General features: G+C 68.7%; 21 protein-coding genes, 1 tRNA gene and 1 pseudogene. 12 read left to right on the top strand and 11 right to left on the bottom strand.

The features are described from left to right. The first annotated feature begins 99 nt into the window (after nucleotides 1-99). The gene (locus ABD727_RS02535; protein ID WP_344705816.1) at nucleotides 100-1,278 is read left to right on the top strand and encodes an LL-diaminopimelate aminotransferase; all 1,179 of its coding nucleotides are present in this window, start codon (nucleotides 100-102) and stop codon (nucleotides 1,276-1,278) included. On the opposite strand, the gene ABD727_RS02530 is transcribed toward ABD727_RS02535, so the two are convergent. Both ABD727_RS02530 and ABD727_RS02525 read right to left on the bottom strand, forming a co-directional pair. Further along, nucleotides 1,275-2,336, bottom strand: coding sequence for a calcium:cation antiporter (locus tag ABD727_RS02530; protein ID WP_344705815.1), 1,062 nt, complete (start codon nucleotides 2,334-2,336; stop codon nucleotides 1,275-1,277). The genes ABD727_RS02535 and ABD727_RS02530 overlap by 4 nt on opposite strands. Next, nucleotides 2,336-2,902 (bottom strand): hypothetical protein, encoded by a 567-nt coding sequence (locus ABD727_RS02525; RefSeq protein WP_344705814.1) that lies wholly within the window; start codon nucleotides 2,900-2,902, stop codon nucleotides 2,336-2,338. Before ABD727_RS02525 ends, ABD727_RS02530 begins: the two co-directional genes overlap by 1 nt. 65 nt (nucleotides 2,903-2,967) lie before the next feature. Here ABD727_RS02525 and ABD727_RS02520 point away from each other — a divergent pair, with 65 nt between their 5' ends. After that, nucleotides 2,968-3,129 carry a DUF2256 domain-containing protein gene (locus tag ABD727_RS02520; RefSeq protein WP_344705813.1) on the top strand — a complete coding sequence of 54 codons (162 nt, stop codon included), beginning with the start codon at nucleotides 2,968-2,970 and terminating at the stop codon, nucleotides 3,127-3,129. A gap of 158 nt (nucleotides 3,130-3,287) precedes the next feature. Beyond that, nucleotides 3,288-3,779: a DUF2721 domain-containing protein gene (locus tag ABD727_RS02515; RefSeq protein WP_344705812.1), complete on the top strand. Its 492-nt coding sequence runs from the start codon at nucleotides 3,288-3,290 to the stop codon at nucleotides 3,777-3,779. Between the two features lie 9 nt (nucleotides 3,780-3,788). On the opposite strand, the gene ABD727_RS02510 is transcribed toward ABD727_RS02515, so the two are convergent. Then, on the bottom strand, nucleotides 3,789-4,226 hold the full coding sequence (locus ABD727_RS02510; RefSeq protein ID WP_344705811.1) for a hypothetical protein: 438 nt from the start codon (nucleotides 4,224-4,226) through the stop codon (nucleotides 3,789-3,791). 75 nt (nucleotides 4,227-4,301) lie between these two features. On the opposite strand from ABD727_RS02510, the gene glpX reads away from it, so the two are divergent. From glpX to pgl, 6 genes are all read left to right on the top strand, one after another. After that, a complete protein-coding gene (gene glpX, locus ABD727_RS02505) occupies nucleotides 4,302-5,273 on the top strand; it encodes a class II fructose-bisphosphatase (protein WP_344705810.1) in 972 nt (323 codons plus the stop codon). 30 nt (nucleotides 5,274-5,303) lie between these two features. After that, nucleotides 5,304-5,816, top strand: coding sequence for a PH domain-containing protein (locus tag ABD727_RS02500; RefSeq protein ID WP_344705809.1), 513 nt, complete (start codon nucleotides 5,304-5,306; stop codon nucleotides 5,814-5,816). A gap of 1 nt (nucleotide 5,817) precedes the next feature. Beyond that, nucleotides 5,818-7,242, top strand: a complete 1,425-nt coding sequence (locus tag ABD727_RS02495) for a PH domain-containing protein (RefSeq protein WP_344705808.1) — start codon at nucleotides 5,818-5,820, stop codon at nucleotides 7,240-7,242. Beyond that, nucleotides 7,239-8,990 (top strand): single-stranded-DNA-specific exonuclease RecJ, encoded by a 1,752-nt coding sequence (gene recJ / locus ABD727_RS02490; protein ID WP_344705807.1) that lies wholly within the window; start codon nucleotides 7,239-7,241, stop codon nucleotides 8,988-8,990. The genes ABD727_RS02495 and recJ overlap by 4 nt, the downstream gene beginning before the upstream one ends. 42 nt (nucleotides 8,991-9,032) lie before the next feature. Next, nucleotides 9,033-9,107, top strand: a tRNA-Glu gene (locus tag ABD727_RS02485). 102 nt (nucleotides 9,108-9,209) lie between these two features. After that, nucleotides 9,210-9,911, top strand: a complete 702-nt coding sequence (pgl, locus tag ABD727_RS02480) for a 6-phosphogluconolactonase (protein ID WP_344705806.1) — start codon at nucleotides 9,210-9,212, stop codon at nucleotides 9,909-9,911. A gap of 154 nt (nucleotides 9,912-10,065) precedes the next feature. Here pgl and ABD727_RS02475 read toward each other — a convergent pair whose 3' ends face one another. From ABD727_RS02475 to ABD727_RS02460, 4 genes are all read right to left on the bottom strand, one after another. Beyond that, on the bottom strand, nucleotides 10,066-14,595 hold the full coding sequence (locus ABD727_RS02475; RefSeq protein ID WP_344705805.1) for a beta strand repeat-containing protein: 4,530 nt from the start codon (nucleotides 14,593-14,595) through the stop codon (nucleotides 10,066-10,068). Between the two features lie 181 nt (nucleotides 14,596-14,776). Continuing rightward, nucleotides 14,777-15,610 carry an S-formylglutathione hydrolase gene (gene fghA / locus ABD727_RS02470; protein ID WP_344705804.1) on the bottom strand — a complete coding sequence of 278 codons (834 nt, stop codon included), beginning with the start codon at nucleotides 15,608-15,610 and terminating at the stop codon, nucleotides 14,777-14,779. A 7-nt stretch (nucleotides 15,611-15,617) separates the two neighbouring features. Then, on the bottom strand, nucleotides 15,618-15,989 hold the full coding sequence (locus tag ABD727_RS02465; protein ID WP_344705803.1) for a VOC family protein: 372 nt from the start codon (nucleotides 15,987-15,989) through the stop codon (nucleotides 15,618-15,620). Nucleotides 15,990-16,003: 14 nt separating this feature from the next. Next, nucleotides 16,004-17,116: an S-(hydroxymethyl)glutathione dehydrogenase/class III alcohol dehydrogenase gene (locus ABD727_RS02460; RefSeq protein ID WP_344705802.1), complete on the bottom strand. Its 1,113-nt coding sequence runs from the start codon at nucleotides 17,114-17,116 to the stop codon at nucleotides 16,004-16,006. 193 nt (nucleotides 17,117-17,309) lie between these two features. Between ABD727_RS02460 and ABD727_RS02455 the strand changes: the two genes are divergently transcribed. The 3 genes from ABD727_RS02455 (at nucleotide 17,310) to ABD727_RS02445 (ending at nucleotide 21,028) form a co-directional block, all read left to right on the top strand. Continuing rightward, a complete protein-coding gene (locus ABD727_RS02455; RefSeq protein ID WP_344705801.1) occupies nucleotides 17,310-18,869 on the top strand; it encodes a type II secretion system protein GspD in 1,560 nt (519 codons plus the stop codon). A 199-nt stretch (nucleotides 18,870-19,068) separates the two neighbouring features. Further along, nucleotides 19,069-20,190 (top strand): S8 family serine peptidase, encoded by a 1,122-nt coding sequence (locus ABD727_RS02450; RefSeq protein WP_344705800.1) that lies wholly within the window; start codon nucleotides 19,069-19,071, stop codon nucleotides 20,188-20,190. 79 nt (nucleotides 20,191-20,269) lie between these two features. Continuing rightward, nucleotides 20,270-21,028, top strand: coding sequence for an SDR family NAD(P)-dependent oxidoreductase (locus ABD727_RS02445; RefSeq protein ID WP_344705799.1), 759 nt, complete (start codon nucleotides 20,270-20,272; stop codon nucleotides 21,026-21,028). Between the two features lie 3 nt (nucleotides 21,029-21,031). Here the strand turns inward: ABD727_RS02445 and ABD727_RS02440 are convergent. The 4 genes and pseudogenes from ABD727_RS02440 to scpA all read right to left on the bottom strand — a co-directional run bounded on the left by ABD727_RS02440 (nucleotide 21,032) and on the right by scpA (nucleotide 26,375). Beyond that, nucleotides 21,032-23,036, bottom strand: a pseudogene (locus ABD727_RS02440) (ATP-binding protein). Continuing rightward, nucleotides 23,018-23,890 carry an alpha/beta hydrolase gene (locus ABD727_RS02435; RefSeq protein ID WP_344705798.1) on the bottom strand — a complete coding sequence of 291 codons (873 nt, stop codon included), beginning with the start codon at nucleotides 23,888-23,890 and terminating at the stop codon, nucleotides 23,018-23,020. The pseudogene ABD727_RS02440 and the gene ABD727_RS02435 overlap by 19 nt, the downstream one beginning before the upstream one ends. After that, on the bottom strand, nucleotides 23,887-24,246 hold the full coding sequence (locus tag ABD727_RS02430; protein ID WP_344705797.1) for a hypothetical protein: 360 nt from the start codon (nucleotides 24,244-24,246) through the stop codon (nucleotides 23,887-23,889). The genes ABD727_RS02435 and ABD727_RS02430 overlap by 4 nt, the downstream gene beginning before the upstream one ends. After that, a complete protein-coding gene (gene scpA, locus ABD727_RS02425; protein WP_344705796.1) occupies nucleotides 24,243-26,375 on the bottom strand; it encodes a methylmalonyl-CoA mutase in 2,133 nt (710 codons plus the stop codon). Before scpA ends, ABD727_RS02430 begins: the two co-directional genes overlap by 4 nt. Between the last annotated feature and the right edge of the window lie 28 nt (nucleotides 26,376-26,403).

Raw genomic sequence — 26,403 nt, 5'->3', positions numbered from 1 at the left:
TCGTCCCCGCCCATGGTTGCAGATAGGAGCGGACGGGTGCGCTTTTAAGACGGACCTTCGACCCTTGCCGCAGTGCAGCAAGGGCGGCACAACACGAAAATGGACACCGACTTCTACCGCATCCAGCGGCTGCCGCCCTACGTCTTTGCCGAGGTCAACGGGATGCGCGCGGCGATGCGGGCGAAGGGCGAGGACGTGATCGACCTCGGGATGGGCAATCCCGACAGTCCGCCGCCGGCGCATGTCGTGGCCAAGCTCGCCGAGGTGGCGGCCAAGCCCGACGCGCACGGCTATTCGGCGTCGAAGGGCATTCCGGGGCTGCGCAAGGCGCAGGCGGCCTATTACCAGCGGCGGTTCGGGGTCGAGCTCGATCCCGACAGCGAGATCATCGTCACCTTGGGGTCGAAGGAAGGGCTCGCCAACCTCGCGCAGGCGATCACCGCGCCGGGCGACGTGGTGCTCGCCCCCAACCCGTCCTACCCGATCCACAGCTTCGGCTTCATCATCGCCGGCGCGGCGATCCGCTCGATCCCGGCGGCGCCCGGCGAGGAGTTCTTCGAGCGGCTCCGGATGGCGATGCGCTACACCGTGCCGCGGCCCAAGGTGCTGGTGATCGGCTATCCGTCCAACCCGACGGCCTATGTCGCCGACAAGCCCTTCTACGAGAAGCTCGTGGCCTTCGCCCGCGAGCACAAGCTGTGGATCATCTCCGACCTCGCCTATGCCGAAATCTATTTCGGCGAGGAGCCGACCCCGTCGATCCTCGCGGTCGAGGGGGCGAAGGAAGTCGCGGTCGAGTTCACCTCGATGAGCAAGACCTATTCGATGGCCGGCTGGCGGATCGGCTTCGCGGTCGGCAACCGCGAGCTGATCGGGGCGCTGACTCGGGTCAAGAGCTACCTCGACTATGGCGCCTTCACCCCGATCCAGGCGGCCGCGGTCGCGGCGCTGAACGGCCCGCAGGAATGCGTCGCAGAGATGCGCGCGCTCTACAAGCGGCGACGCGACGTGCTGGTCGAGAGCTTCGGCCGCGCCGGCTGGGAGATCCCGGTGCCGCAGGCGAGCATGTTCGCCTGGGCCCCGATCCCGGAAGCGATGCGGCACCTCGGCTCGATGGAGTTCGCCAAGCGCATGCTGGTCGAGGCCGGGGTCGCGGTGGCTCCGGGGGTCGGCTTCGGCGAGGAGGGCGAAGGCTTCGTCCGGATCGCGCTGGTCGAGAATGAGCAGCGCCTCCGCCAGGCGGCGCGCGGCGTGAAGAAGCTGCTCAAGAAGGGCTAGGGAAGCACCGTCACCAGCAAATAGGCGGCGAAGATGACGAGGTGCACCATTCCGTGGAGCACCGTGACCCGCCCGCGGGCAAGGCTGAGGCTGCCGACGAACAGGGTCAGGGCGAGGAGCACGATGCTCTTGGGCTCGAGCCCGAGGGCGAGCGGAAGCCCGAGCATGAAGGAGACGACGGTGACCGCCGGGATGGTCAGGCCGATCGTCGCAAGTGCCGAGCCGAGGGCCAGGTTGAGGCTGGTCTGGAGGCGGCCGAAGCGCGCCGCCTTCACCGCCGCCAGCCCCTCTGGCAGCAGGACCACGCCGGCGATCGCGATCCCGACCAGCGCGATCGGGGCACCGGCGGCGGCGATCGCCTGCTCGAGCGGCTTGGACAGCGCCTTGGCGAGCAGCACGACCGCGAACAGGCTGACCAGAAGCAGGGCGAAGGAGCGGGTCGCGACGGCCTTGGTCGGGCGGCACTCCTCGGGCGCGGCGGTGTCCGGGCGGACGAAATAGTCGCGGTGGCGGACCGTCTGGGCGAAGACGAAGGTCAGGTAGAGGATGAGGGCGAAGCCGGCGACGAAGGCGAGCTGGACGTAGCTGAACACCGGGCCGGCGACGCTGGTGGTGAAGTTGGGAAGGACCAGCGTCAGCACGAGCAAAGCGGCGAGCGTGCTCAGCGCGGCATTGGCGCCGGTCCGGATGAAGCGCTGCTCGACCGTCCGGCGGCCGGCGGCGATCAGGCACATGCCGAGCAGAAGGTTGAGGATGATCATGCTCGCGGCGAACACCGTGTCGCGGGCGAGCGCCGCCGCTCCCTCGTTGTTGGCGAGCATCAGGCTGACGATGAGGCCGGTCTCGATAACCGTCACCGCGAGCGCGAGGATGAGGGTGCCGAACGGCTCCCCGACGCGCTCGGCGACGACCTCGGCATGATGGACCGCGGCGAGCACGGTCGCGATCAGCACCAGCGTCGACAGCCACCACCAGGACAGGCCGGCGAACTGGAGTCCGACGATCGCCGCGCCGACCAGCGGCGCGATGTCGCTCGCGCGGTTGTTCTCGGCCGCCATCAGAAGACCAGGTAGCTGATGACGTAGCGGCCGACCAGCGCGGCCATGACCAGGGTCAGCAAGCGGCCGCGCGGAAGGAACGCGGCGAGGATCATCAGCACCCCGAGCAGGCACGTCAGCGACAGGGACAGGGGTCGCACCAGTCGGGGAGCGAGCTCGGGAAGGGAGGCGTACCAGGTCATCTGCACGATCAACAGGACGAACAGGATGCCGATGACGATCCGCCGGATTCGGAAGAAATGCTCGTCGAGCCGCTCGATCGCATCGACGTCGCGCGGAAACACCAGCCGCGCGGCCATGTAATAGGCACTGGCGAAGGCGGTCACCAGCATCAGGCTCTCGCCCGACACGCGGACGAGGTCGCGGGTCAGCCAGGCGGCGCCCCAGAAGGACAGGAGGTCGAGCAGGACGAAGGCGGCGAGCAGCGGGGTAAGCCAGCCGAGACGGAAGCCGCGTCGCGATCCGAGCCGTTCCTCGATCGCACGGGCGAGGCCGCTCAGCAGCTCGGCGATCGAGAGGCCGAGCAGCAGCCCGAACAGCGCGAACATGAACTCGAAGTCGCTCATCGCGGCCGTTCATGCGGTCTTGTGGCCGGTTTGACTAGGCCGCAGCACGCCAGCATGGCCGGGTGATGCCCAAGATGCGCAAGAAGGCCGACCTGCCGAGCAAGACCTGCGCTTCGTGCGGGCTGCCGTTCACCTGGCGAAAGAAGTGGGCGCGCGACTGGGAGCAGGTCCGCTACTGCTCGGATCGCTGCCGAGGAGCGGGCGCCAGGAAGCCTGACGAAAAATAGTGCGGCCACAAGCATCCGGAGAGACCGCGGCTTCGTAGCTGCTCGGACGGTTTCGCGTGCGCCTACGCGTCTGATCTCGCCCTCTCCGAGCAGCCCCCGCAGTGTCGGGGAGGGCGGGACCGCTGGCGCGAGAGAGGTGCGGCAGCTATGCCCGCCCGATGCTTCCGACCACCGAAAGCGCGACGCAGATCGCCCAGATCATCCAGCTCGCCGTCGCGCCGGTGTTCCTGCTCGCAGGCGTCGGCGCTTTCCTCAACGTCTGTGCCTCGCGGCTGGCGCGGATCGTCGATCGCGGCCGGGCGCTCGAGCCGATGATCCTCAAGGCGCGCGGCAACGAGCATGACCGGCTGCTTCGCGAACTGCACACGGTCGACCGGCGGATGCGGCTGGTCAGCAGCGCGATCACGCTGACCGTGGCCTCGGCGGTGCTGGTCTGCGCGGTGGTCGTGCTGCTGTTCGCGGCGGCGCTGATCGACCTTCACGCGGGCACCAGCATCGCGCTCCTGTTCATCGGGTCGATGGTGACGCTGGCGCTAGGGTTGAGCATCTTCCTGATCGAGACAAGGGTCGCCGCCCGGGTGATCCGGGTGCGCCAGACCCTGCTCGACCATGAAGTGGATGAAGTGGACGAAGCCGCCGGGGACGAATAGCCGGGCGGGCTAGTTTCGCCCGAGCGAGGGCACGTTCGTCCCGGGTGTCGACCATTCGCGCCACCCCTGCCCCGTGCGCAGCGCTGCCCGGAAGGCGTGCTCGCCCGGTTGCAGGACCAGCCACGCCTTGCCGCTCTTCGATGTCGCCACGAGCAGATCGTCGCGGCGGGTCAGCGGTCCGGCATCGGCCATGGCGTCGCGGAAGCGGGAGGCCTCGGGCCCGAGCACGGAATTGATGTCGACCGTCACGGGACTCTCGTCGAGCAGCCCGCTTTCGAACGGGGTTCGGCCGACCATCCGGTCGAGTTCCGACCAGTCGCCCGGCTGCTCGGTCATGACCTCGAGCGACGGGGTGGCGGCATTGCTGGAGACCTTTTCGTCACCGGAACAAGCCGAGGCGAGAAGGATTGGCAGGACAAGCAGGAAGTGGCGCATCGATCGACCCAACGCGCCGCTGCTTGTTCGGGGCCCGCCCATCCCGTAGCGCGGTCCCAAGCCGAATTGCACAGGAGCTAACGCCAAGTGATCCAAGCCTCGTCCGTCCTCGACCGAGTCCTCGTCCTCGAAATGGTCCGGGTGACCGAAGCGGCGGCGATCGCGGCCTCCACGCTGATCGGCCGGGGCGACGAGAAAGCGGCGGACGCCGCCGCGGTGGAAGCCATGCGCGCCGCGCTCAACGAGCTGCCGATGGACGGCACCGTGGTGATCGGCGAGGGCGAGCGCGACGAAGCCCCGATGCTCTACATCGGCGAGAAGGTCGGATCCGAGCAGGGAACGGGCCCCAAGATCGACATCGCGCTCGATCCGCTCGAAGGCACCACCATCACCGCCAAGGCCGGTCCGAACGCGCTTGCGGTTCTCGCGATCGCCGAGGAAGGCGGGCTGCTGAACGCGCCCGACGTCTACATGGAGAAGCTCGCGATCGGGCCGGGCTATCCCGAGGGCACCGTCAGCCTCGAGCGTTCGCCGGCGGAGAACGTCCGCTCGCTGGCCGCCGCCAAGGGGGTTGCTCCGGACGAGATCATCGCCTGCGTGCTCGACCGGCCGCGCCATGCCGGGATCATCGCCGAGCTGCGCTCGATCGGCTGCGGAATCATGCTCATTCCCGATGGCGACGTCGCCGGGGTCATCGCCACCACCAACCCGGACACGACGGTCGACATCTACATGGGCTCGGGCGGCGCTCCGGAAGGCGTGCTGGCGGCGGCGGCACTGCGCTGCGTCGGCGGACAGATCGAGGGCCGGCTGCTGTTCCGCAACGACGACGAGCGGTCGCGTGCCCGGCGCTGGGGGATCGAGGACCTCGACCGCATCTACCGGCTCGAGGACATGGCCAGCGGCGACTGCATCTTCGCGGCGACGGGCGTTACCGACGGCTCGCTGCTCAAGGGCGTCAAGCGGCGCAAGGGCTGCCTGACCACCGAGAGCATCGTCATGCGCGCGAGCTCGGGAACGGTGCGCCGCATCTCCGGCGAGCATCGCAAGCCGGCTTGAAGCTGTCCGATGCTGCTGTAGTATGCAGCTATGACAGTGATTGACGAGGCGCCGGGGGAAAGCTTGGGCGAAGACGGAGCGCGGCTCCGCCCGGCGGAGCGCGGCTATCTGCATGTGATCCGCGTCAGGACCCTGCTGAGCTGGCTTCCGATCGTCGTCGCGGCGATCGTGGTGGATCGTGCGATCCTGGCGGACAAGCCGGTCGGCGGCCTGCTGCTGGTCGCCGTGCCGTTGCTTGCGGCGGCGTCGATCATCGTCGCGCCGTCGCGGATCTGGTCGCGGCTCGGGCATGCGCTGGAGCCGAGGATGCTGCGGGTCGTGCGCGGCTGGATGTTCCATCGGGACACGCTGGTGCCGCTGGTCCGGGTCCAGCACCTCGACATCGCCAGGGGCCCGCTCGACAAGATGTTCGGGACCGCGACGCTGGTGGTGCACACCGCGGGCACGCACCATTCGATCGTCAGCCTGCCCGGCCTCAGCCCCGCCGATGCGGACTCGATGGCGGCGGTGATCCGGAGCCACATCCAGGCGGACCTCGACTGAGGTGACCGCCGACGAGGCCCCTCCCGAGCGGCTTCACCCGCTGACCCTCGTCAGCGGGCTTGGCCAAGCGCTGCGCAACATCGCCGGCGGGGTCGCGGCGGGCGGCTATTTCGCTTTCCAGGGCAAGTTCTTCGTCGCGCTGATGATGCTCGGCGGGATCGCGGTGGTGACGCTTGGCGGCTTGCTGCTGCACTGGCTGCGCTTCTCCTACCGGGTCGGCAGCGATGCGATCCGGATCGACAGCGGCATCCTCAGCCGGAACCTGCGCACGATCCCATTCGACCGGGTCGCCGACGTCAGCATCGCGCAGGGGCCGCTCCAGCGGCTCGTCGGGGTTGCGCAGGTGACGCTCGAGACCGGTGCCTCGAGCGCCGGCAAGGAAGAAGGCGTGCTCGGAGGCATCGTCCTGGCGCGGGCCGAGGCGCTGCGCGACCATGTGCGGGCGCGGCGGGCGGGCGCGGCACCGGTGGCGGGTGCCGGCGAGGCCGAGGTGGAAGGCCCTCCCCTGTTCGCGATGGACCTTCGGCGGGTGCTGACCTGCGGCCTGTTCAACTTCAGCCTGGCGCTGTTCGCGGGCCTGTTCGGCGCAAGCCAGACGCTCGGCGACGTGATCGACTTCGATCCCTTCAGCCGGAAGTTCTGGCGGCCGATCCTCGACCAGAGCGGCTGGGGCGGATGGCTTCTCGACCACCGCTTCGGCCTGGTCGTAGGCGGACTGACGGTGCTGATCGTGGCCGGCGTGGTGACCGGGGTGATCCGCACCCTGCTGCGGGAATATGGCTTCCGGCTCGACCGGACGGGCAACGGGCTTCGGCGGCGGCGCGGGCTGCTAACGCGGACCGATGTCACCCTTCCCCGGCGTCGGATCCAGGCGGGGCTGATCGCCACCGGGCCGATCCGCGAACGCTTCGGATGGCGGGCGGTGAAGGTCCTGAGCCTTGCCGGCGAGAGCCAGGAGGGCCGGCAGGGCGGTTCGAGCGATCACGTGCTGGCGGCGCTTGCCGATGAGGCGGAGGTCGCTCGCATCGGGGCGGAGCTCGGCTGGACCATGCCCGGCAAAGGGACCGACTGGCGGCGGGTCTCGAAGGCGCATGTGTGGAGCTTCCTGTTGCTGATGGCGCCGCTGTTCCCGCTGCTCCTGCTGTTCGGGCCGCTGCGCTGGTTCGAGTGGCGAAATACCGCTTATGCGGTGGAGGGCGAGCGGCTGCTGCTTCGCACCGGCTGGTGGCAGCGACGCACCCTGCTGCTTCCGCTCGCCAACGTGCAGAGCGTCGCGCTGGCCGAGACCAGCCTGTCGCGGTTGTTCGGCGTCGCCGCGTTGGTGGTCGACATCGCCGGCGGCCCTGCCGGTGGGCAGCGCATTCCCGCGCTTCCGCGAAATGAGGCGAGTCTTCTCGCCAAGGAGCTGCTATCGCGGCAGCCATGAATGTGGCGCTTGGGGTGGAGCGGTCGCTGTCGGGCCAGCCGTGGCGCTGGCGCAGGCCGCAGTCCGACGAGAAACTGGGAACCGAACTGGTCGACGAGCTGCTGCTCGGGCGCGGGGTGCAGCCGCACGAGCTCGAGCGCTATCGCGTGCCGACCATTCGTGACCTGCTGCCCGACCCCTCGGCCTTCCAGGACATGGACCGCGCGGCCGAGCGGCTGGCCGATGCGCTCGCGCGCGGCGAGGGCATCGCAATCTTCGGCGACTATGACGTCGACGGCGCGACCAGCAGCGCGTTGCTGGTGCTCCTGCTGCGCCAGCTCGGCGCCGAGCCGCTGGTCCATATACCCGACCGGCAGGCCGAGGGCTACGGCCCCAATTTGGCGGCGCTTCTCGCGCTCAAGGCCCGAGGCGCGGGGCTGATTGTCACGGTCGATTGCGGCGCGCAGGCGTTCGAGCCGCTCGCCGGCGCTCGCGAAGCAGGGCTCGACGTGGTGGTGGTCGACCACCACCAGTGCGCCGCCGCGCTTCCGCTGTGCCATGCGCTGGTCAATCCCAACCGGCTCGACGAGGGCGAGGTCGGGCTCGCCCACGGCCATGTCGCGGCGGTGGGCATGGCCTTCCTGCTGGGCGTGGCGTTGCTCCGGACGCTGCGGACTCGTGGCTGGTTCGCGGCCCGGCCCGAGCCGCGGGTGATCGACCTGCTCGACCTCGTCGCGCTGGGCACGGTGGCCGACGTCGCCAAGCTCCACGGGCTCAACCGGGCCTATGTCGCGCAGGGACTGAAGGTGATGGCGAGGGGGCGCAACGTCGGACTGAAGGCGCTCGCCGAGGCGGCGCGGCTGACCGCCGACCCGTCGTGCCGCGACCTCGGCTTCGCGCTCGGCCCCCGGATCAACGCCGGGGGGCGGGTCGGACGCGCCGACCTCGGGGTGCGCCTGCTCACCACCAGCGACGCCGAGGAGGCGCGCACGATCGCGCTGGAGCTCGACCGCCTCAACGAGGAGCGGCGCGCGATCGAACAGGGCGTGCTCGACGAGGCGCTGGCGGATTCCGATGCGCAGGCGGGTGCTCCGGTCATCACCGTCGCCCGTCCCGGCTGGCACCCCGGGGTGATCGGGATCGTCGCCGGGCGGCTCAAGGAGAAGCATGGCCGGCCCGCGCTGGTCATCGCGCTCGGCGAGGACGGCATCGGCAAGGGCTCGGGACGCTCGATCAGCGGGGTCGACCTCGGCGCGGCGGTGCTCGCGGCGAAGGACGAGGGGCTGCTGGTGGCGGGCGGCGGCCACGCCATGGCGGCCGGGGTCACGGTCGCGCCGGGCAAAGTGCCGGCGCTTGCGGCCTATCTGTCCGACCGGCTGGCGGCCGACGTCGAGCGGGCGGTCGGCGCCCGTGCGCTGCTGCTCGACAGCCTGTGCGCACCACGCGGGGTCCAGGCGGGGCTGTGCGACGCGCTGGACGCGGCCGGGCCCTATGGAGTCGGCTGGCCGCAGCCGAGGATCGCGGCGGGCGAGGCGCGGCTGATCAACGTCGGCGTGGTCGGAAACGGGCATGTTCGCGGGATCGCCAGCGGAGCCGACGGCGCGAGCTTCAAGTGGATCGCCTTCCGCTCCGCCGACACGCCGCTCGGCAGCGCATTGCTGTCGATGCCGAGCGATCGCCGCCTGTGGCTTGCCGGAACGGTCCACCGCGACAGCTGGAACGGCGGCAACCGCGCCGAACTGCACCTCGAGGACGCCGCGGTCGCTTGACCGAAGACGCCGGCTCGCCTAGGCAGCGCACCGCTTCACAGCGGCCCCTTCGTCTAGTGGTTAGGACGCGGCCCTTTCACGGCTGAAACACGGGTTCGAGTCCCGTAGGGGTCACCACGCCGCCGGCGGGTGACGCGAGGCACAACCATCCGAGAATCGCGAGCGATCTTGACCCCGCCCCGACGCGGGCCGAAGGCGCGTCGCAAAGGAGCAAGCCCGATGATCGAAGCCGAGTGGTGGGAATATGACAGCGTCGCGGAGATGGCCGAAGCGGTCGCGGGCGACGTCGGGTTCATCATCGAAAGCGCGGTCGACGCCCGCGACGCGTCGCTGCTCGCGCTTCCCGGCGGCAAGACCCCGGGTCCGATCTTCGCCAAGCTGGCGGCGCAGAAGCTGCCCTGGAAGAAGGTGACCATCGTCCCGACCGACGAGCGGCTGGTCGAGGTCAGCGACGAGCGCAGCAACGCGCGGCTGCTGGCGCAGAGCTTCATGCGTGCGGGTGCCCGGGTCATCCCGATCGGCGGCGAGAACGCCGATGTCGATGCCGCCGGCAACATTGCCGACGCCCGGCTCCAGGACCTACCGTGGCCGCCGGATCTGGTCTGGCTCGGCATGGGCGCGGACGGGCACACGGCGTCGATCTTCGACGGGCCGGACCTCCAGAAGGCGCTCGACGCGCCCAAGGCCCGCCGCGCGGTCGGGGTGCGCCCCGACCCGATGCCCGCTGACATGCCGGTGGCGAGGGTCACGCTGACCCGCGCCGCCCTGCTGTCGTCGCGCACGCTGATCATCACCATCACCGGCAAGGACAAGCGCGAGCTGCTCGAGCAGGCGATCGCGGATGGCCATTCGAGCAAGCTTCCGATCGGCCGGGTCCTGGCCGAGGCCGAGCAGCCGATCGACATTCACTGGGCGCCCTGAGCGGAGGTTGCCCTCTCACCAAATGGCAGCATGCGGCGGTACCTTCGGGTGCCGCCGTTTTCGTATGGGCCGGTCCCCGGGACGGAGAGAGGCATAAGAAAAGGGCGCCCGGGTTGCCCCGGACGCCCTCCCCTGTTTCGACAGTGGCTGCCGCTTAGAAGCGGAAGCCGCCGCGGACGCCGTAGCCACGGACGTCGCCGAAGTCGGCCCAGCCGCTGAGCAGCGGACCGCCGCCGGTGCCGCCGCCGATGCCGGCCTCGACACGGGCCCAGGTCCCGCGCTTGGCGTCGTCGATCGACGAGCTGAGGTTACCCGAGCGGACGGTCAGGTCGTAGGCGCTTCCGAACTCACGATAGACCTTGCCGTCGATGAACGGCGCCAGCTTGCCGGCGAAGCTCGCCCGGGCCTGGATGCGCCCGCGCTTGCTGGTGAACCGGTCGTTGTCGAACGCGATGTTGCCGAAGCTGTAGTCTTCGATCTTGCTGCGAACGTAGCTGAGGCCAGCACCAAGGTCGAAGTTGACCGAGCCCGGAGTGCCGAAGCGGAAGCCGACTTCACCGTCGATGCCGGTGCTGCGTCCGTCGGGCTCGACCACGGCCGAGCCGATCGAGTTGTTGACGAGGCGCATGTCATAGTCGTCGCGCTTCAGGAGCACGCCGGCATAGAGGCCCTGCTTGGCGCCGAACTGGGCGTAGGCACCGTAGTTGTAGCCCTCGGCATCGATGTCGGTGCCGAAGTCGGTATCGCCCTCCGCATGCTCGTAACCGGCGGTGACGCCGACCACGAAGTTCTGCACGCCGAAGTCCACACCGACCTGAGCGCCGCGCCGGCTCGTCTCGAACCGGTTGGAGCTGTTGAGGGTGGTGTTGAACAGGGTCACCGAGCGATCGCTGTCACCCACGCGGTCCTTCGATCCGTACAGCTGAGCCCACAGGCCGACCGGGCCCTTGCGCTCGTTGCCATAGTCGAGGCGGCGGCTCATCGCGTAGGCCTGATAGGCCTCGGCCGACTGGTGCCACATGTCCTTGCCGATGCGACCGACGAAGAGCTGGTCGAACAGCGCTTCGTCCGGACGCGAGACCAGGAAGACGTCGCCGCCACGGGTCTCGAGGCTGTAGTTGATCAGGCCCTGGCTGTTGCCGCCGCTCAGCACGAAGTTGGTGCTGCCGATGTTGTTGAGGGTCGAATCGACGATCAGCGCGCCGGTCGGATCGATGACCGGGTTGAGGAAGCTCGCCAGCACCTGGGTGGTGCCGGTCGTGGCCCCGCCGATCACCAGGCGGTCGGCGACGTTGACACCGGTGGTGCCGACGACGTCGATGCCGAGGCGGGCGGTGCCCGTCGCGGCATAGTTGCCCGGAAGGGTGAGCGTGTCGTTGCCGGCACCGTCACGCAGGTCGATCAGGCCGCCGTTGTTGTTGAACGTCTCGAGCCCGGCGAGCGTCTGCGCGCCGTTCACCAGCCGCAGCGTGCCGGTGTTGTTGAAGACGTCGGTGTCGGCACCGAAGTCGAACGCCGCAGCCGAGCTGAGGTTGAGCGTGCCGCTGTTGTTCAGCGTGTCGTTGCCCGCACCGAACTGGACGACGCCAGCATGGGTGAAGGTGCCCGTGTTGTTGAAGGTGTCGTTCCCGGCGAGGAAGTCGATCGTTCCCGACTGGGTGTAGTTGGCGGCGTTGTTGAAGGTGTCGTTGCCGGCGGTGAAGGTCAGCGGACCGACGATCGAACCGGTCGCGCCGAGGGTCAGCGTGAGCGGACCCGCACCGGCAAGGACATAGGCCGGAGCACCGGTGGTGGTGCTGCGGATCGTGCCGTTGACGGTCAGCGTGTTGCCGGTGGTGCCGCCAAGGGTGACCGCGGTCGGACCCTGGACGGTGACGCCCGAGTTGACGACGACGGTCGCCGCACCCGCGGTCTGGGCCCAGATGCCCGAGCCGGCGGTCGCCGAGACGTTGCCGGTGGCCGTGACGGTGACCGGCGCCGCGCCCGAAGCGACGACGCGGGCGGCGGCGAAGCTCGGAACGGCGGCGGCGTTGGCCGACGTCGAGGTGACCACGCCGGTGTTGACCGTGACCGCACCGGTGCCGCTGGTGGCGACGTCGATGCCGATCGAGTCGGCGCCCGAGACGGTGGTGGTTCCGCCGGTCATGCTGGTGGTGCCGGCGGTGTTGACGACGTTGATGCCGTCGGCGCCCGCACCGGTGGTGGTGATGGTGCCGCCGGTGACGGTGGTGTTGCCCGCCGAGGAGACGTCACAGGCGGTGGCGCCGGCACCGGTGGTGCTGATGCTGCCGCAGGTGACGTTGGCGGTGGTGGCACCCGAGATGGCGACGCCGCGCGAGCCTGCACCGGTGGTAGTGATGGTGCTGCTGTTGCTGAAGGTCACCGGAACGCCCGCCGCCACGATCTGCACGCCGTCGGCGCCCGCACCCGTGGTGGTCGCGCCGGCCACGGTCGCGATGATCGCGCCGGTGCCGCCGTTGATCTGCAGCGCGTCGGCGCCGTTGCTGGTCTGGCGACCGCCGGTGAAGCTGATCGCGCCGGTCGAGTTGATGACCGTCCCGGTCGCGCCCGCCTCGGTCGCGGTGACCGCGCCGGTGGTGAGGGTGACGGGGTTGGCGCCGGCATTGACGGTGACGCCGTTGCCGGTGGTGCTGACCGCGCCGACCGTCAGGTTGACGACGCCCGGATTGACCGAGTTGATCACAGCGCCGGCCGAGCCCGCACCCGTGGTGGTGACGTTGCCGAGGTTGCCGCTGATGCTCGCGCCGTTGACGAGGGCCGCGGTGACCCCCGCGCCGTTGGTGCGAACCGTCGAGCCCGCGCCGTTGAGCGTCACGTTGCCCGCATTGTTGACGAGCAGCGCGTTCGACTGGCCGGTGCCGCTGGTGGTGAGGTTGCCGTAGGTCAGCGAAACCGCGCCCGGCCCGCCGAGCACGAAGATGCCCGCCGAATCGTTGCCCGAGGTCGTCACCGCACCGGTGGTGGCGGTGGTGGCGACGAGGTTGCTGATGACGAGGCCGTCGGAGTCATTGCCGGTCGTGGTCAGCGCTCCGGTGGTGACGTTGACCGCTCCCGACTGGCCATTGATGCTGACCGCATCGCTGCCAGCGCCCGCGGTCGAAACCGTGCCCGAGGTGAGCGTGATCGGGCCCGTGCTGAAGAGCGAGATACCCGGTGCCGCCGCCTCGGTCGTCGACACGTTGCCGGCGGCGAGAGTGATCGCATTGGCGCCGTTGAAGATCGCGATCGCGGACGCGGTGGTCGCGACGTTGCCGACGGCGAGGTTCACCGCGCCGCCGGTGCCGGCGGTGTTGAACACCAGGCCGCGCGAGTTGGCGTTGGTGCCGGTGATGTTGCCGAGCGTGCCGGTCAGACCCGAGCTGTTGATCGTGGCGCCGGTGTTGTTGACCGCCTGCAGGCTGATCGAGCCACCCCGCAGATTGACCGGACCGGTCGAATTGATCAGCAGACCGGTCATGTCCTGACGGGTCGTGGTGATGCTGGTGAAGCCGGCGTCGATAAGGCCGGTACCGGCGCCCAGGTCGATCCCGGCGAAGCCGCTGCTGGTGACCGCACCGGCATTGGTGGTGATGGTGCCGGTGCCGTTCGTGCGGGCATAGACGGCCGAGAAGGCGGTGTTGCTGGCCGAGGTCAGATTGACCACGACGTTGCCGCCGTTGCTCTGCGCGAAGACGGCGTTGTTGCCGGTCGAGGTGACCGCGCCGCAGTTGATCGTGACCGACCCGGTGCCGTTGGTGTTGGCGAAGATCGCCGCGCTGCTGGCCGAGGCGTTGGTGACGGTCGGGCAGCCGCCGATGTCGATCGAGCCTGTCGGAGTCTGGTTGGTCGCGAAGATCGCGTTGCCGTTGGTCGTGGTGACGGTGCCCGAGCGGATCACGATGTTGCCGGTGCCGACGACCCCGAGGCTCTGCGCCGCGATGCCGAAGCCGTTGGTCGACACGACGTTTCCGGTGGTCACGTTGACCGACCCGCCGGCGTCGGCCGAGGCGAGGATGCCGGTCGTGCCCGACAGGTTGCCGCTGACGACGGTGACGCTGCTGCCGGCACCCGAGGTGCGGGTGCTGATCGCGCGGTCGGTGGCCGAGACGTTGCCGGTCGTGATGTTGACGTTGCCGGTCTGCAGGCTGGCATCAATGCCGCGGCTGGCAGTCCCCGCGACGGTGATGTTGCCGGTGCGAAGCGTGAGGTCGCTGCCGCCGGTCGAACGGACGCCGTAGGAGCCGGCGCCATTGGTCGAGATCGTGCCGACCGTGACGGTCGCGGCCTGGCCGAGCGTGTTGAGACGCAGGCCGTCGGCGGCGGCGCCGGTGGTGACGAGGTTGACCGGAGCAGTGGTCCCGGCCGGGGTGAAGGTCAGCGCGCCGCCGGTCGAGGTCAGGTCGACGGCAGGAGCGGCGGTGGTCGAGATCGGACCCGTCGCCGTGTAGCTGATGGTCGACGGCGTGGTCGCGTTGACCGTGACGAGGCCCGGGCCCGCGACGGTCGTCGTGGTCGCGTCGGTGCCCGCGGTCAGGACGGTGGTCGCCCCATCAACGCAGGTGATGGTGGTTCCGGTCTGCGAGCAGGTGGTTGCCTGGGCCGCGGCCGAGCCGGGCAGTGCAAAAGCTGCGGCAGCGGCGGACGCAGTGCTCAGCAGCGCAAGCTTGGTCATACGTGTTGTCACGAGATACTCCCCTTTGTGGGGACGTGCGACAACGCTGCCCGCCCCCGGTTAATTCGGCACGCCAACAACGAGAGCCCCTCGTCGGCGGTTTCGCCTTTGTGTCTAGGGTGAAATGACGTGGCGGGAAAGCCACAATCTAAGTCCGATATTGCTACCGGTCCAACCGTTTCGGACTATCCTATCAACCGAGGTGCGCGGCGTGCCAGGCGAGATGCTCGCCAAGGAAGCTGCTGACGAAGAAGTAGCTGTGATCGTAGCCTTTTTGCACCCGGACCGTGGCCGGAATGCCGCTTTGCTCGCAGGCCTCGACCAGCAACTCGGGCCTGAGTTCCTTGTCGAGGAAGGGGTCGCTGCCGCCGACGTCGACCAATAGGTGGTCGACCCGGGCGCCGTCCCCGATCAGCGCCACGGCATCGTGCCGTCGCGACAAGTCCGGATCGCCGCCGAAGTAACGGTCGAACGCCTTCTGTCCCCACGGCACCCGGGTTGGGGCGACGATCGGTGCGAAGGCGCTGCAGCTGCGGAAGCGGCCGGGGTGGCGAAGCGCGACGGTCAGCGCGCCATGCCCGCCCATGCTGTGACCCGTGATCGCCTGCCGGTCCATGTCGAGTTCGGCAAACTCGGTTGCGACCAGCGCCGGCAGCTCCTCGGTGACATAGCTCCACATGCGATAGTGGGACGACCAGGGCGCCTCGGTCGCGTCGACATAGAAGCCGGCGCCGAGCCCGATGTCCCAGCCTTCCTCGTCGGCCACGCCCTCGCCGCGGGGCGAGGTATCGGGCGCGAGGAAGGCGAGGCCATGCGCGGCGCAGGCTGCGCGATACTCGCCCTTGGCGGTGACGTTGGCGTGGGTGCAGGTCAGCCCCGAGAGATAGGTGACCAGCGGCACCCTCCCCTGCTCCGCCTGCGGAGGCAGGAACAGCGAGAAGGTCATCCCGGTCGCGGTCGCGGCGCTGTCGTGGGTGAGCACGAGCTGCCGGCCGCCGTGACTGCGGACTTCGGAGACGACCTTCATGCCCGGCCTACTTGGCCGGCCGGTAGAGCCCGCACAGCTTGTTGCCGTCGGGATCACGCAGGTAGGCAAGGTAGAGCTGGCCGAAGGCGTTGGAGCGGATTCCAGGCGGATCCTCGATCGCCGTCCCGCCGGCGGCAACGCCGCGCTGGTGCCAGGCGTCGACCTCCTCGGGGCTGTCGAACGAGAAGCCGATGGTGCAGCCGTTGCCATGGTTGGCGGGCTGGCCGTCGATCGGACTGGTGACCATGAAGACCGCGCCCCGGCGACCGTAGGTCAGGCGTCCCTTGTCGTCCTGGTGGCCCGACTTTTCGAACAGGGCGTCGTAGAAGCCCTTGGAGCGCTCGAGATCGTTCGATCCCACCATCATGTGCGAATACATGGCTGTTCCTCCCGTCAGTAGACCACGACCGCGCGGATGCTTTCACCCGCGTGCATCAGGTCGAACCCCTTGTTGATCTCCTCGAGGCCGAGGACATGGGTGATCATCGGATCGATGGCGATCTTGCCGTCCATGTACCAGTCGACGATCTTGGGAACGTCGGTCCGGCCCTTGGCTCCGCCGAACGCGGTTCCGCGCCAGTTGCGGCCGGTGACGAGCTGGAACGGACGCGTCGCGATCTCCTTGCCGGCCTCGGCAACGCCGATGACGATCGAGGTGCCCCAGCCGCGGTGGCAGCATTCGAGCGCGGTGCGCATGACCTCGGTGTTACCGGTGCAGTCGAAGCTGTAGTCGGCCCCGCCATCGGTCATTTCGACGATCCTGGCGACGGTCTCGTCGCGGCTCATGCCCTTCGTATTGAGGAAGTCGGTCATGCCGAACTGGCGGCCCCACGCTTCGCGGTCGGGGTTGAGATCGACGCCGATGATCTTGTTGGCACCGGCGAGGCGCGCGCCCTGGACGACGTTGAGGCCGATCCCGCCGAGGCCGAACACCACGACATTGTCGCCGACCTGCACCTTGGCGGTGTTGACCACCGCGCCGACCCCGGTGGTGACTCCGCAGCCGATGTAGCAGCTGGTCTTGAAGGGTGCGTCCTCACGAATCTTCGCCACGGCGATTTCCGGGAGCACGGTGAAGTTCGAGAAGGTGGAGCAGCCCATGTAGTGGAAGATGGTCTGGCCCTTGTAGCTGAAGCGGCTTGTCCCGTCGGGCATCAGCCCCTTGCCCTGCGTCGCGCGGATCGCGGTGCAGAGGTTGGTCTTGCCGCTGAGGCACGACTTACACTGGCGGCATTCGGGGGTGTACAAGGGGATGACGTGGTCACCCGGCTTGACCGACGTGACCCCTGCCCCGACCTCGCGGACGATCCCGGCTCCCTCGTGGCCGAGGACCGAGGGGAAGATGCCTTCGCTATCGAGCCCGTCGAGCGTGTAGGCATCGGTGTGGCAGATGCCGGTCGCCATGATCTCGACCAGCACTTCGCCGGCCTTTGGCCCTTCAAGGTCGAGTTCGACGATCTCGAGTGGCTGCTTGGGGGCGAATGCGACGGCGGCGCGGGTCTTCATGCGGGTGGGGCTCCGATGCGATTGGCGGCTTCCGTGGCATAGCCGCGCAGGCTTGGCAAAGCCGGGATCGGCCGCGACCAACAGTTTCAATCAAGCGACCTTTTGGCTTGCACGGGCGACGTTCACCCGTAAGGTACCGCGCTTGCATCATTTTCCGGGGCTGGGGAGCCCGGGGCGGGGAGGCAAGACACTGTTGACGTTGCGACGCGCTCCGGCGCGCCTGGCCTTATCTTTGCTGTTCCTGCCGCTCGGCCTGCCGGCCGTGGCGCAGGTCCCCTCGGTCGTCGAGGAAGTGAAGACGGTCACCGTCGACGAGAATCAGGCGTCCTTCCTCATCCGCTTCTCGCCCGCCGAGCCGCAGACGGCGGCGCTCAACAACAATCCGACCCGTCCCGAGCTCTTGATGCGGGCGACCCTTCGCGCACCGCGTGTACCGCAGCGCGACAATTATCGCGGCATCGTGCGTTCGGCGGTGTTCGAGACGAGCGACAGCGGGCTTCTGTGGCGGTTCGACACCGCAGCCCCTGCGCGGGTCAGCGTCCAGCCCGCCGGCGATCGCACGCTTCAGGTAGTGGTTCAGCGCCTGTCTGGTGACGAGGCGATCGGAGCGCGTCCGATCGGCTCGGGTACCGAGTCAGTGGCGCCGGCAAGCGAGCTTCCGGCCTATGTCGAGCCGGGCATCGATGGTGACAGCTACGAGCTGGTCCCACTCAAATATGCCGACGTGAGCGAGGTCATCGGCTTGCTGGTCGAAGGCGAGACCATCCAGCCCAACAACGTCTTCATTCGGCGCGAACCGGGCTTCGGATCGATCGCGACCGCCTCGTCGCAGCAATATGTAAACCAGAACCAGAACCAGCAGCCGCAGAACCAGCAGCCGCTCGGGCAGGCCTTTCCGGGCCGCGGGCTGGCGATCGATCGGCGGCTCAACGCGATCTGGATTACCGGCACGCCCGACCGCATCGCGCGGGTCAAGGCACAGATCGCCGCCATCGACATCCCGGTCGACTCGGTCATCCTCGAAACGCAGTTCGTCGAGCTGACCGAGCAGGGCGTCCGCAACCTCGGGATCGACCTCGCCAACCGGGACGGGCAGATCGCCTCGGGCTCGATCACGCTCGGCAGCAACACGCCGTTCGGCAACGATCCGCTGACCGCCTTCAAGTCGGGCATCGTCCAAGCCGCCATCTACGCGCAGGTGCAGCGCGGCGAAGGCCGGATCGTGTCGCGTCCGCGGATCGCCGCCCAGTCTGGCTCAACCGCCAAGATCATCACCGGCGACGCGCTCCCGATCCTGACCTCGATCACCCTCTCGGGCGTCAACGGGGTCAGTCAGCAGGTGCAGTATGTCAACGTCGGGGTGACGCTGCAGATCGCGCCGCGGGTGTCGAGCGACGGCTTCGTCACCAGCCAGATCTACGGCGTGGTGTCGTCGGTCACCGGCTACAGCCAGGGCTATCCGACGATCAGCCAGCGCGAGGCCGAGACCAGCGCCAGCGTGCGCGACGGCGAGACCTTCGTCATCGGCGGGCTGACCCAGGAGAACAACCTCAAGACCAAGGGCCGCCTGCCGATCCTCGGCGACATCCCGCTGGTCGGGTCGGTCTTCCGCAACGAGCGCTCGACCCGCGCCAAGACCGAGCTCTACATCGTCATCACGCCGCGGATCGTTCGCCATCGCCGCAACGAGCCGCCGCTCCAGCCTGCTCCCTCGCCAGCCGTGCCGGGTCTGACTGGAGGTGCCGTCCGGTAAGCGGCTGAAATCGCTCGCCTCAGACGGTTTGCTCCGTAGCCGGATCACCGGCACGAATGGACGGACTCATTCCTGAAAATGCTAGTTAACTCACTGTATTAACTAGATTTTTCTTCTTTACAGACGTCAAATCATGGATAGCTTGATCGTTCAGGTCAGCGACAGATTTGCTGATCATCGAAGAAGGGGAAGGGCATCCATGAAGACTGTTCTGCTGGCCTCCGCAGCAATCATGGCGAGCGTCGCCATTGCCGGACCGGCCGCCGCCGAGCGTCCGGGCGACAAGATCGAAGGCAGCTACATCTGCGTGTTCAAGGCGCGCGAAGTGAACCGCGGGCAGGCGCAGGCCGAAGCCAATCGCGCCGCCCAGTCGGTTGGTGCGCGCGTCAAGCATGTCTACAGTGTCGCGCTCCGCGGCTTCGCCGCCGATCTTCCGGCACAGGCGGTCGAGCGGATGCAGGCCAACAATCCCAACATCGAATATTGCGAGCAGGATCAGGTCGTCACCACCGGTCCGATCCGCGCCGACGCCCCGCCGAGCGGCGGCGGTGGTGCCCAGCCCGCGCAGGAAACCCCGTGGGGCATCGCCCGCGTCTCGGGCGGCGCGGCCGGCACCTTCGGTACCGCCTGGGTCATCGACACCGGCATCGACTTCACCCATCCCGACCTCTCGGTCGACACCGCGCGCAGCCGCAGCTTCCTCTCTCGTGACACCTCGCCGGTCGACCAGAACGGCCATGGTACGCACGTTGCCGGCACCATCGCGGCGCTCAACAACAGCATCGGCGTGATTGGCGTCGCCCCGGGTGCCCGAGTGGTCGCGGTGCGGGTGCTCGATCGTCGCGGTTCGGGTTCGAACTCGGGCGTCATCGCGGGCGTCGATTATGTCGCGGCCAATGGCCGGGTCGGCGACGTCGCCAACATGAGCCTTGGCGGCGGAGTCTCGGCCGCCCTCGACACGGCGGTGATCAATGCCTCGGCCGGCGGCGTCAAGTTCGCGCTCGCCGCCGGCAACGAGACCGACAATGCCAACAACCACTCGCCGGCCCGCGCCAACGGTCCGAACATCTACACCGTCTCTGCGTTCGGCGTCGGCGACAAGTGGGCGAGCTACTCGAACTACGGCAATCCGCCGGTCGACTTCGCCGAGCCGGGCTCGGCCATCAAGTCGACCTGGCTGAACGGTGGCTACAACACCATCAGCGGCACCAGCATGGCCACTCCGCACCTCGCGGGCATCCTGCTGGCGGGCGCGCCCAAGGTGAGCGGCACCGTCCAGGGTGACCCGGACGGCAACGCGGATCCGATCGGCACCCGCTGATCGCGTTCGAACAAGTCAGGGGCGGCTCGGGAGACCGGGCCGCCCTTTCCTTTGCCTGCCGTCCCGCTAGGCTCGTCCCATGACCTTCGCGACTGGCAAGCATGCACTTATCACCGGCGGCGGCACGGGCATCGGTGCCGGTGCCGCCCGCGCCCTCGCCGCAGCGGGGGCGAAGGTCTCGCTACTGGGACGGCGAAGCGACCTCATCGAGGAAGTGGCGCGCGAGACGGGCGGACGCGCTTTCCCGTGCGACGTCACCGATCCCGAGGCGCAGGCCGCTGCCTTCGCCGCCGCGCGCGAGGCATCCGGCCCGTTCGACCACGTGATCCTCAATGCCGGGATCGGGGACAGCCGGCCCTTCCTGCGCACGCGCCGCGAGACGTGGAACGCGATCATCGCGACCAACCTCACCGCACTGTTTGACGGCGCCCAGCTGGCGCTTCCGGACCTCCAGGCACCGGGCAAGCGGCTGGTGATCGTCGCCTCGGTCGCGGGATTGAAGGGTGGCGCGATGGCGGCGCCCTACGTGGCATCCAAGCATGGCGCGGTCGGGCTGATGCGCAGCCTGGCGCTCGAGTTCGCGCGCACGGGCCTTACCGTCAACGCCATCTGTCCGAGCTTCGTCGACACGCCAATGGTCGACGACAGCGCCGAACGGATCGCCGGAGCGACGGGGAAGAGCGTCGCGGAGGCGCGCGCGCTGCTGGCGAAGACCAACGGCAACGGCCGGCTGATCACCGTCGCCGAAGTAACCCACGCGATCATGCAGCTGCTCCACCCCGACGCGGGGGGAGTGAACGGCGCGTGCGTGACGATCGACGGCGGGACGAGCGCCTGAGGCTTATTCGAACTCGACGATGACCTGATCGACCGCGAGGCTCTCGCCGGCACCGGCCGGGGTCGCCTTGACCGTCGCAGCCTTTTCGGCGCGGAGGATGTTCTCCATCTTCATCGCTTCCATCACCGCGATCGGCTGTCCGGCCTCGACCTTGTCCCCGGCCTTGACGTCGAGACGGGTCAGGAGACCCGGCATCGGCGCGAGCAGATATCTGGAGAGGTCCGGCGGGACCTTCTCGATCATGTGCCGGGCAAGCTCGGCGACCGACGGTGTCATGACCCTGGCGCGATGGGTCGCACCGCGGGTGGTCATCTTCCAGCTGCGGCCGTCACGGGCGACGAGCACGATCCGCTGGCGACGGCCGATGCGGGCGCGGACGAGGCGCTGGCCGGGCACGTAGTCGGCGTCGAAGGAAAGCGGTTCGGCACCGTCGACCGTGACCTTGTCGAGCGCGAAGGAGACGCGGTGCTCGGCCCCGCCGTCCAGACGGACGACATGGTCGCGGGCCGGCCGCACCCGGCCCCCGAGCTGCTGGTCGACGAGGCTCGCGCGGGTTTCGTGCACCGTGCCGATGAAGGCCGCGAGGGCGGACAGGTCGGCGGTCAGCGTCTCGTCGAGCGGAGCGCCGGTGAAGCCCTCGGGATATTCCTCGGCAATGAAGCCGGTGGTGATCGCGCCCGAGCGGAAGCGCTCGTGCTGCATCAGCGCGGAGAGGAAATCGACATTGTGGCCGATGCCCTGGATGTCGAAGCTGTCGAGCGCCTCGACCTGCGCGTCGATCGCCGCCTCGCGGGTCGGACCCCAGGTGATCAGCTTGGCGATCATCGGGTCGTAGAACATCGAGATTTCGCCGCCCTGGCGGACGCCGTCGTCGACCCGGGTCCGGATGCCGTCGGCGTCGGCTGCGGCGCCGGGCGGCTGGTAGCGGACGAGGCGCCCCGTGCTGGGGAGGAACCCGCGATAGGGATCCTCGGCATAGACGCGGGTCTCGACGCTCCAGCCGTTGAGCCGGATGTCGTCCTGGGTAAAGGCGAGCTTCTCGCCCGCCGCGACCCGGATCATCTGCTCGACGAGGTCGAGGCCGGTGACCTCCTCGGTGACCGGATGCTCGACCTGAAGCCGGGTGTTCATCTCGAGGAAGTAGAAGCTCTTGCCGCTGGTGTCGGCGCCCGAGACGATCAGCTCGACCGTGCCGGCGGAGAAGTAGCCGACCGCCTTGGCGAGCGCGACCGCCTGCTCGCCCATCGCGCGGCGCATCTCGGGGGTGACGAAGGGGGGACGGCGCTTCCTCGACCACTTTCTGGTGGCGGCGCTGGATGCTGCACTCGCGCTCGCCGAGGTAGAGGACGTTGCCGTGCTGGTCGCCGAGCAGCTGGATCTCGATATGGCGCGGGCTCTCGATGAACTTCTCGATGAACACCCGGTCGTCGCCGAAGCTGGCGAGGCCCTCGCGCTTGGTCGCCTCGAAGCCGTCGCGCACGTCCTGTTCGGACCAGGCGAGGCGCATGCCCTTGCCGCCGCCGCCGGCCGAGGCCTTCATCATCACCGGATAGCCGATCTCGCCCGCGATCCGGACCGCATCGTCGGTGGTGGCGATGTCACCGAGGAAGCCCGGGACGACATTCACCCCGGCCGCCTGGGCGAGTTTCTTGGATTCGATCTTGTCGCCCATCGCCGCAATGGCATTCGCCGGCGGGCCGATGAAGGCGATGTTCTCGGCCACCAGCGCCTCGACGAAGGAGGCGCGCTCGGACAGGAAGCCGTAGCCCGGGTGCACCGCCTCGGCGCCGGTCTCCTTGCAGGCGGCAATGATGAGTTCGGGCTTGAGATAGCTTTCGCTTGCCGGCGCCGGACCGAGGCGAACGGCCTCGTCGGCCATCCGCACGTGCGGGGCGCGGGCATCGGCATCCGAATAGACCGCGACGGTCTTGATGCCCATGCGCTTGGCGGTGCGGATCACCCGGCAGGCGATTTCGCCGCGGTTGGCGATCAGGATCTTGGAGAACATTGAACCTCGAATCCGAACTCCGGAGGAGCTGCTTGTGCGGGTGGCAGGAGGAATTGCAAAGCCTGCGCTTCGACCTGCTGGTAAATGGTGGCGTGGGTCTGGTCGGGCCGGGGCGCGACGCAGAGATCGGACTTCGCCGCGCGCGCCGCCGCGATGACGCGGTTGGCGGCGGCGGGCGTCTCGAGCTGCTCCTTGGCGAGGGCGACGTAGAGTCGCTTCCCGCGCTGCGCGGAGCCGATGCTGGCTGCGCGTGTGGACAGCGCTTCCTTGTCCCACCACAGGCTGGGATCGATCGCGGCATAGCCGTCGAACAGGCCGGGTTCGACCATGAAGGTCTCGACGATGAACAGCCCGGCGAGCGATTCCCCGATGACCACGTCCGTGCCGGAGGTACGATAGTGGCGCTCGACCAGCGGTTTTACCTCGTCGCGGAGAAAGGCGCGGAAGGCGGCCGAGGCACCGGCGGTTGGATACTTCTTCAGAAGCTCGGGGTCGCTGGTCTTGCCGACCAGCTCGCGGCGACGGTCCCTCGTCTCGACTCCGACGAGGATCGCCTCGCCCATCCGGCCCCAGATCGAGCCGAGCTGGACCACCCCGGCGACATGCAGCAGGTCCTGCTCCACTCCGCCGTCGATGAGGTAGATTACCGGGTAACGCTTCGCGGTCGCCTTGTCGTAGCCGGCGGGAAGGATGACGTTGAGTGTGCGGTTTTCGCCAAGCGCCCGCGAGGCAACCGTCCGGCTGACGCCGATGGTGATCGGGCTGGCGGTCTGGGCCACGGCCGAAGCGGGCAGCACCAGGGCGAGAAGCCCGGCTGCGACCGCAATCAGTCCTGGCAGCCGCCTGCCGGTCACAGGAGGAGCTCAAGCCATGACACGAGAAACGCTCCGACGCCTGCGCCGAGGAAGGCCATCGAGCCGCGGATGTAGAGCCACACGGCGTTGCCAAGCGGCTGGCGGCGCTGCCGCGCCTGGAGGATCGCCGAACTACCCGACAGGGCGAGCACGCCACTGACGGCGAAGGCCAGGAGGAGGCCCGCAACCGCGATCGACGGCAGCGACTTGCCGAGCGGCGACTGGAAGATGGTGATGACTCCGCCGATCGCCAGAAGCGCCAGCGACAGCAGGTGCTTGGAATAATCGTAGAGCAGGAACTCGCGGTCGCGGTCGTGATCGGCCGGCTGTTCGGCAAGTGTCGTCACGTCGCTCATTCGGCCGCCTCGTCGATCGGCGGCTTGTTGTGGCCGAGGAGGCGGAGGACCTCGTCGGCGGCGTCGGCGAGGTTGGTGCCCGGGCCGAAGATCGCCTGCACTCCGGCGGCGCGGAGCCCGGCATAGTCCTGCGCCGGGATGACCCCGCCCGCCACGACCTTGATGTCGGGGCGGCCCATGTCCTTGAGATGACCGATGAGCTCGGGAATGAGGGTCTTGTGCCCGGCGGCGAGGCTCGACGCGCCGACCACGTCGACGTCGCCGATGATCGCGAGCTCGGCGGCTTCGCGCGGGGTCTGGAACAGCGGCCCGGCAATGATCTCGAAGCCGAGGTCGCCAAAGGCCGAGCTGACGAGGTTGGCGCCCCGGTCGTGGCCGTCCTGGCCCATCTTCGCGACCAGCATGCGGGGCTTGCGGCCGAGGCGGCTGGTGACCGCGACCGTGCCCTGCTTGGCCTCTTCCCAGCGGACGTCGGCGCGCTGGCCGTAGATGCCGCTGACAGGTTCGGGCTTGGTGGCGTAGCGCCCGAAGGCGCGTTCGAGCGCGTCGGAGATCTCGCCCAGCGTGGCGCGGGTCCGCGCCGCCTCGACGCTGAGCGCGAGGAGATTGGCGTTGCCGCGCGCACCCTGCTCCAGCGCATCGAGCGCGGCCTGCACGGCGCCCTCGTCGCGACTGGCGCGGATGCGCTGCAGCCGCTCGATCTGCCCCGCCCGGACCTTGGCATTGTCGACCTCGAGGATGTCGAGCGCCGCTTCCTCGGGGAGGCGGTAACGGTTGACGCCGACGATGACGGTCTCGCCCGTGTCGACCTTGGCCTGGCGTCCGGCCGCGGCTTCCTCGATCCGGCGCTTGGGGAGACCCGACTGCACCGCCTTGGTCATGCCGCCGAGGCCTTCCACTTCCTCGATCAGCGCCCAGGCCTTCTCCTCAAGCTCGCGGGTCAGCGCCTCGACATACCAGCTGCCGCCAAGCGGATCTGCGACCGCGGTGACCCCGCTCTCCTCGGCGAGGATCAGCTGGGTGTTGCGGGCGATCCGGGCGGAGAAGTCGGTCGGGAGCGCGATCGCCTCGTCGAAGCTGTTGGTGTGGAGCGACTGGGTTCCCCCGAGCACCGCCGCCAGCGCCTCGATCGTGGTGCGGACGATGTTGTTGTAGGGATCCTGCTCCGTGAGGCTGACGCCGCTCGTCTGGCAGTGGGTGCGGAGCAGCTTCGACTTCTCGGTCCTGGCACCGAGGTCGGTCATGATCCGGCCCCACAGGGTGCGCGCGGCGCGCATCTTGGCGACCTCCATGAAGAGGTTCATGCCGATGCCCCAGAAGAAGCTGAGGCGTGGCGCGAAGGCGTCGATGTCGAGCCCGTTGGCGACCGCCGCACGGACATATTCCATTCCGTCGGCCAGCGTGAAGGCAAGCTCCTGGACCGCCGTCGCCCCGGCCTCGTGCATGTGGTAGCCCGAGATGGAGATCGAGTTGAACTTGGGCATCTCGGCGCTGGTGAAGGCGATGATGTCCGAGACGATCCGCATCGAGGGTTCGGGCGGATAGATATAGGTGTTGCGGACCGCGAACTCCTTGAGGATGTCGTTCTGGATGGTCCCGGTCAGCGCGGCGCGCTCGACCCCCTGCTCCTCGCCCGCGACGATGTAGAAGGCGAGCACCGGAAGCACCGCGCCATTCATGGTCATCGAGACCGACATCTCGCCCAGCGGGATGCCGCCGAACAGCAGCTTCATGTCCTCGACGCTGTCGATCGCGACGCCCGCCTTGCCGACGTCGCCGGTGACGCGCGGATGGTCGCTGTCGTAGCCGCGATGGGTGGCGAGGTCGAAGGCGACCGAAAGCCCCTTCTGACCGGCCGCGAGGTTGCGGCGGTAGAAGGCGTTCGATTCCTCTGCGGTCGAGAAGCCCGCATATTGGCGGATGGTCCACGGCCGGCCGGCGTACATCGTCGCATAGGGACCGCGGGTGTAGGGCGCGACGCCGGGGAAGCCGGGGGCGATGCCGTCGGTGTCCTCGGGACCGTAGACGGTCTTGAGCGTGATGCCCTCGGGCGTGGTGCGGCTGAGGTCGGCCCCGCGCGCTTCCTTGGCGGCGAGGGTCTTCCATGCGTCGTGCTGGTCGGTGGACATGCCCCCTCCTCTACCCCGCCGGGCCCGG

The sequence above is a fragment of the Sphingomonas swuensis genome, from assembly GCF_039538045.1.
Classification (GTDB): Bacteria; Pseudomonadota; Alphaproteobacteria; order Sphingomonadales; family Sphingomonadaceae; genus Sphingomicrobium; species Sphingomicrobium swuense.
This window is presented reverse-complemented; position numbering and strand designations above follow the sequence as displayed.